Raw genomic sequence first — 4,814 nt, 5'->3', positions numbered from 1 at the left:
CCCTTGCTCAGAAACTGCTGTTGGGCAGTGACGATCTCGGTCAACGGGAAGCTGGCCGCGATCAGCGGGCGAATCTCGCCTTGCTCCACATAGCGGATCAGATTGGGGAAGGTGGCTTCACACCAGGCAGTGGTGCCGAGCAGGCGCAGGTTCTTCAGGTAAAGATCGCGTAGGTCCAGCGTCACCATCGGGCCGGCGATGGCGCCGGTGGTCACCAGACGACCGCCACGCGCGAGCAACTTCATCATGACCGGGAAGTTGTCGCCCGCGACATTGTCGACCACCAGGTCGACGCTTTCGTGGCCCAGCAGCTCGAGCAGATCGGCCTTGCGGTCCAGAAGTCTGTCGGCGCCAAGGTCTGCAAGAGCCTCATGCTTGGCGACGCCCGCCACGGCATACACCGTCGCGCCGCGGCGCTTGGCCAGCTGCAGCGCAGCGGAACCGACCCCGCCCGAGGCGCCCAGAATCAGCACACGCTCGCCCGCCTTGAGCTCTGCCTGTTCGAGCATGTTCTCCGCCGTGCCGTAGGCACAGGGCAGGGAGCCAAGCTCGACATCGCTCCAGTCACAGTCCACCGCGAACACTTCACTGGCACGCACGCTGACGAATTGCGCGAAGGCGCCGTCGAAGTCCGAGCCCATCCATTCATTTTCCAGTGAGTCCCAGCCCTCGCTGCGCATGCAGGAGCGTACCAGCACGCGCTTGCCCAGCAGGCTGGCATCCGCATTCGGGCCCAATGCCACCACCTCGCCACAGCAATCCGTGCCCTGTATCAGGGGGAAGGGCGTCTCTCCCTTCCAGCCACCTTCCGGCGGCGCCGGCTTGTCGGTCGCCGCATCTGCGTCCGCGTTGTCATGCACGCTGCTGGCCTTTTGGGTCGCGGTAGTGATCGTGGAGGAATACCAGCCCAGACGCGTATTGATCTCGGTGTTGTTCATGCCAGCCGCCAGCACCTTGATCAGCACCTCGCCTTCACCGGGTGTCGGCACCGGGCGCTGCTGTGTCTCGAGGCATTCATAACCCCCATGGCCGGTGGTCACGATCGCTAGCATGGAGTCGGGCAGTGAGGAGGTCGAGGTGTCAGTGGGCATCGGTAATCCCTTTTCTTCAAAGAATGTATTTCAAGCAGTCAAAGAATGCATTTCAAGCAGTGTGTGCCAACAATGTCGTCGAGTCTCTTGTCGTCGAATCCCTGTGAGCGATCAAGGGTACGCAACGAGGTAGAGCGTACGTTCTACTTCTACATCATTAGATAGGGGCACCGCCGTCATTTGCAAGTCGATAGACGAGATACTTCTCCTGGTGGTGCATACACCGTAGCCAAGCCTTGCAGGCTCGCGGCTGGGTGACGTTGTCTTGAACGAAAAAAACCCCGCCAGGTGGCGGGGTTTTCAGAGCAGGGCGACCAGGCGTCATATCAGGGTGACGTCGGATGCCTTGGCTCAGCTGGAGTCTCGAGCGGTAAACGACTCGGCCTCCTGAGGCTAGCTAAGCTCGGTCTAGCCAAACTCAATCTGGAAAAGCTCAGGCTGCGAAGTTCTGTGCAGCGAATTCCCAGTTGATGATGTTCCAGATGCTTTCCAGGTACTTCGGACGGGCATTGCGGTAGTCGACGTAGTAGGCGTGCTCCCAGACGTCGACGGTCAGCAGCGGAGTCTGACCAGACTTGGCGATCGGGGTGTCAGCGTCGTCAGTGTTGACGATTTCCAGCTCGCCCTGGGCGTTCTTGACCAGCCAGGTCCAACCGGAACCGAAGTTGCCAGCAGCGGAAGTGTTGAAGGCTTCCTTGAAATCAGCAACGGAGCCCCACTTGGCCACGATGGCGTCTGCCAGCGGGCCGGACGGCTCGCCACCACCATTCGGGGACAGGCAGTGCCAGTAGAAGGTGTGGTTCCACACCTGAGCTGCCTGGTTGAACAGACCACCCTGGGCGCTCTGGATGATCTCTTCGAGAGATTTTTCTGCGTCAGCAGTGCCTTCGACCATGCTGTTCAGCTTGGTGACGTAGGCTTGGTGATGCTTGCCGTAATGGTACTCAAGGGTCTCGGCAGAGATGGTCGGCTCGAGTGCGTTCTTTTCGTACGGCAGTGCTGGAAGTTCAAATGCCATGGGGATCAGCTCCTTTTCCTCACCAATTGGGTCGTACTCTGCCTTCGTGGGGCTTGGGGCTGAGTATTTCAATGCCTGACCTGCCATCGCGTGATGGAAGAGGGGCAGACAAGCACAGACTCAAGCTCCGCGACCAGCATCACTCCCGGCCCTGAAACTGGCCACCCGCTCAGGCAGCGGGCAAGGGCGAAAGTGCATGACTCGCCGTGCATCCTTCATGCCGTGGCTACGCGCATGAAATGTGCAATCAGCGTGAAAAACCTTGTGAATCCAGATAGCTACGAAGACAGAGGCTGCGCGTATCGCAGTGTCTGGCACTATAGCACCCAGACACCGACAGGCCAACGCTGGTGGGCACTGACCGCGGGATCCTCTCAAGCCTCTTGCAAGGCTTACGTTCATTGCCAGGCTTTTGTCACATTCCTGCCACTCTGCCCAGGATGACAGGCCGTGGCGGGAACCTGATGAGATGACCGAGGTCAGCTGTTAGACTCGATTTCCTGTACGTGAACCGTGACTTATCTTTTGCAGAGCCTGCGTTACTGTATTTTTATACAGCAAGGCGAAAAAGCGCACTTCCGGTCGTCTTGCGCCGCCCTGAAGATGCTGCGCTGAACCTTTCGCTGCTGATCGTTTGCCGGACCTGGAGCCAGAATGCGGCCGCACAACGCTGAACCGTCTCTCAATGACTCACCGGACGATGCGCTGGTCGCGCGTCCCGACGATGCGCTTGGTGTGCATCACACTCGTCCCCCCGCGCCCAGACGCTGGCCAGCGTGGCTTTGCCTCCTCGCCCTGGGGGGCGTGGTGGGCTGGCAACAGTGGCAGCTGCATGACCTGCAGACCCTCGGGGGCGATCAACGCGATCAGCTCGGCGCACGTGTCAGCCAGCTCGAACATTCCGTGGCCCAGCTTGAGCAGCAGGGCGATGAGCGCCTGAGCGAACTGCGTGATGCACTGGGTGAGCAACTCAGCGTCCTGGACAACCAGTTGAATGACACTGTCGTGCCGGCGCTGACCACCCTGCAGAAGGACAAGGCGTCCCTGTCCAGTGAGGCCGTCGCGCGCCTCGAGACACTGGAAGGGAAGGTGGCGAAGGACGCGGATGGCGCTCAAGAGCGTCTGACCGCCATGGACGAGGCGCTTGATCGCCTGGATGGTCGCGTCACGACGCTTGCCCAGACAGATGACAATCACGCGACCCTCATCACGGCGCTGCAAGGCTCGATGGCGGCACTGGAATCCCTCAGCCGTGATGGCCGTGCAGCGCTGGGCGCGCGTCTGGACGCCCAGTCGGCCACGCTTGAGCACCTCGAGCCGCTGGTGGACAAGACCTCCAGCACCCTGGACACGCTGGCTGCCCGCATCGAGAGCTTGCAGAGCGATATTGAAAGCGATGTTGAGAACAATATTGAAAGCGTTAGCGCCGAGCAGTTGGCCTCGCTCGAGACTCGCCTCACGGCACTCAAGACGGACCTGGCCACGCAACAGACCCAGACGCGTTCCCTGCAGCAATCGCAGCAGCAACTGAGCGAGACGCTGAAGACACTGCCGGAGCCTGCAGCCGCCGCCGATGGCGATGAACTGGCCAGCAAGCTCAAGGGCCGTTTCGCGCCGCTTGACGAGCTGACAGCGCTTGAGACTGCGCAACGCTCACTGGACTCCCAGCTGGGTGAGCTGCGCCGTCAGCAGACAGCGCTCAGTGCCGGCCTGGAAGCCAGCTCACAGGGGGTGTCAGAGGACACGCGAGAGCAGTTGCGCTCGCTGGATGCCAGCCGCCGTCAGCTGAGTGGCCGTGTCGCGTCGCTGCTGGGCCAGGTATCTGAGCTTGAGCAGCGCGTCAGTCGACTGGAACGTCGCTGAGCTGGCTCCGCAGGGATATAAGCAATGAGATATGGCGTGGTCCGCCACTGGCGGGCCATGTGACACGCCCCGTGATGACCGAGCGCCGCACGACATGATGAATGGGAACGATGGACAGTGCTTTCCACCAGCACTCAACAAAGGACGAATCATGAGTGGCGACAACAAAGAGTCTGCTCGAGCGACCGGGACGCGCGGTTTGCCGCATCGCTATCTGACGCCGCTGATCGTGTGTGGCGGCCTGTGCTTTGCACCGCAGGCGCTGGCGATCGATGCTGCCGTCAAGGGCGTCAAGGGCGCGACGGCGACCAATGTGGTCAACTTCCTGGCCGGGATGAGGCTTGAGGGCGATGCACCGGCCGAGCGCTATGAGGATGAGATCATCCGGCGCACCCAGGAAGCGCTGCAGGCCTTCGGTTACTACGATGCCCAGATCACGCTCAGCTATCCCGAGAAGGGGCTGTTGGGCGGCGATGATGTGGTCGTGACGGTGGATGCCGGTGAGCCGGTCACCATCGAGACGCTGGAGCTGCGGCTCGAAGGCGACGCCGCGCGCGACAAGGTCATGAAGAAGGTACTGGCCGACGCCGACCTCGAGGAAGGCGATGTGCTGCGTCACTCACGCTATGACAGCCTCAAGTCGACCCTGACGTCGCTCAGCCTCGAACGCGGCTATTTCGACACCTCCTTCTCCCAGCAACGCATCGAGGTACGCCCTTGGTTGCACTCGGCACGCATCTATCTGGTCATGCAGAGCGGTCAGCGCTACCGCTTCGGCGATATCACCTATCTCAACAGTCAGATAGAGCTGGATCGCGTCAAGGCCATGCAGCCGTTCGAGA

General features: G+C 61.1%; 4 protein-coding genes. 2 read left to right on the top strand and 2 right to left on the bottom strand.

Going from position 1 to position 4,814, the window contains the following annotated elements; translation table 11 throughout:
- The coding region (locus AC4FAH_RS06695; protein ID WP_490245794.1) for an alcohol dehydrogenase family protein at positions 1–1,091 on the bottom strand (1,091 nt) is incomplete at its 3' end.
- Positions 1,092–1,524: 433 nt separating this feature from the next.
- Positions 1,525–2,109 (bottom strand): superoxide dismutase, encoded by a 585-nt coding sequence (locus tag AC4FAH_RS06690; protein WP_043334256.1) that lies wholly within the window; start codon positions 2,107–2,109, stop codon positions 1,525–1,527.
- Positions 2,110–2,763: 654 nt separating this feature from the next.
- On the opposite strand from AC4FAH_RS06690, the gene AC4FAH_RS06685 reads away from it, so the two are divergent.
- Positions 2,764–3,972, top strand: coding sequence for a coiled-coil domain-containing protein (locus AC4FAH_RS06685; protein ID WP_287023985.1), 1,209 nt, complete (start codon positions 2,764–2,766; stop codon positions 3,970–3,972).
- Between the two features lie 151 nt (positions 3,973–4,123).
- Positions 4,124–4,814 (top strand): autotransporter assembly complex protein TamA (locus tag AC4FAH_RS06680; protein WP_490245793.1); only part of this gene is annotated, 691 nt, incomplete at its 3' end.

It is taken from the genome of Cobetia sp., assembly GCF_983723665.1.
Note: the sequence above shows the minus strand (reverse complement) of the source record. Positions and strands in the feature narration are given on the sequence as shown.

Bases quoted from the DNA above. Each gene is read 5' to 3' on its own strand.
- AC4FAH_RS06690 (WP_043334256.1), bottom strand. From the start codon at position 2,109: ATGGCATTTGAACTTCCAGCACTGCCGTACGAAAAGAACGCACTCGAG.
- AC4FAH_RS06685 (WP_287023985.1), top strand. From the start codon at position 2,764: ATGCGGCCGCACAACGCTGAACCGTCTCTCAATGACTCACCGGACGAT.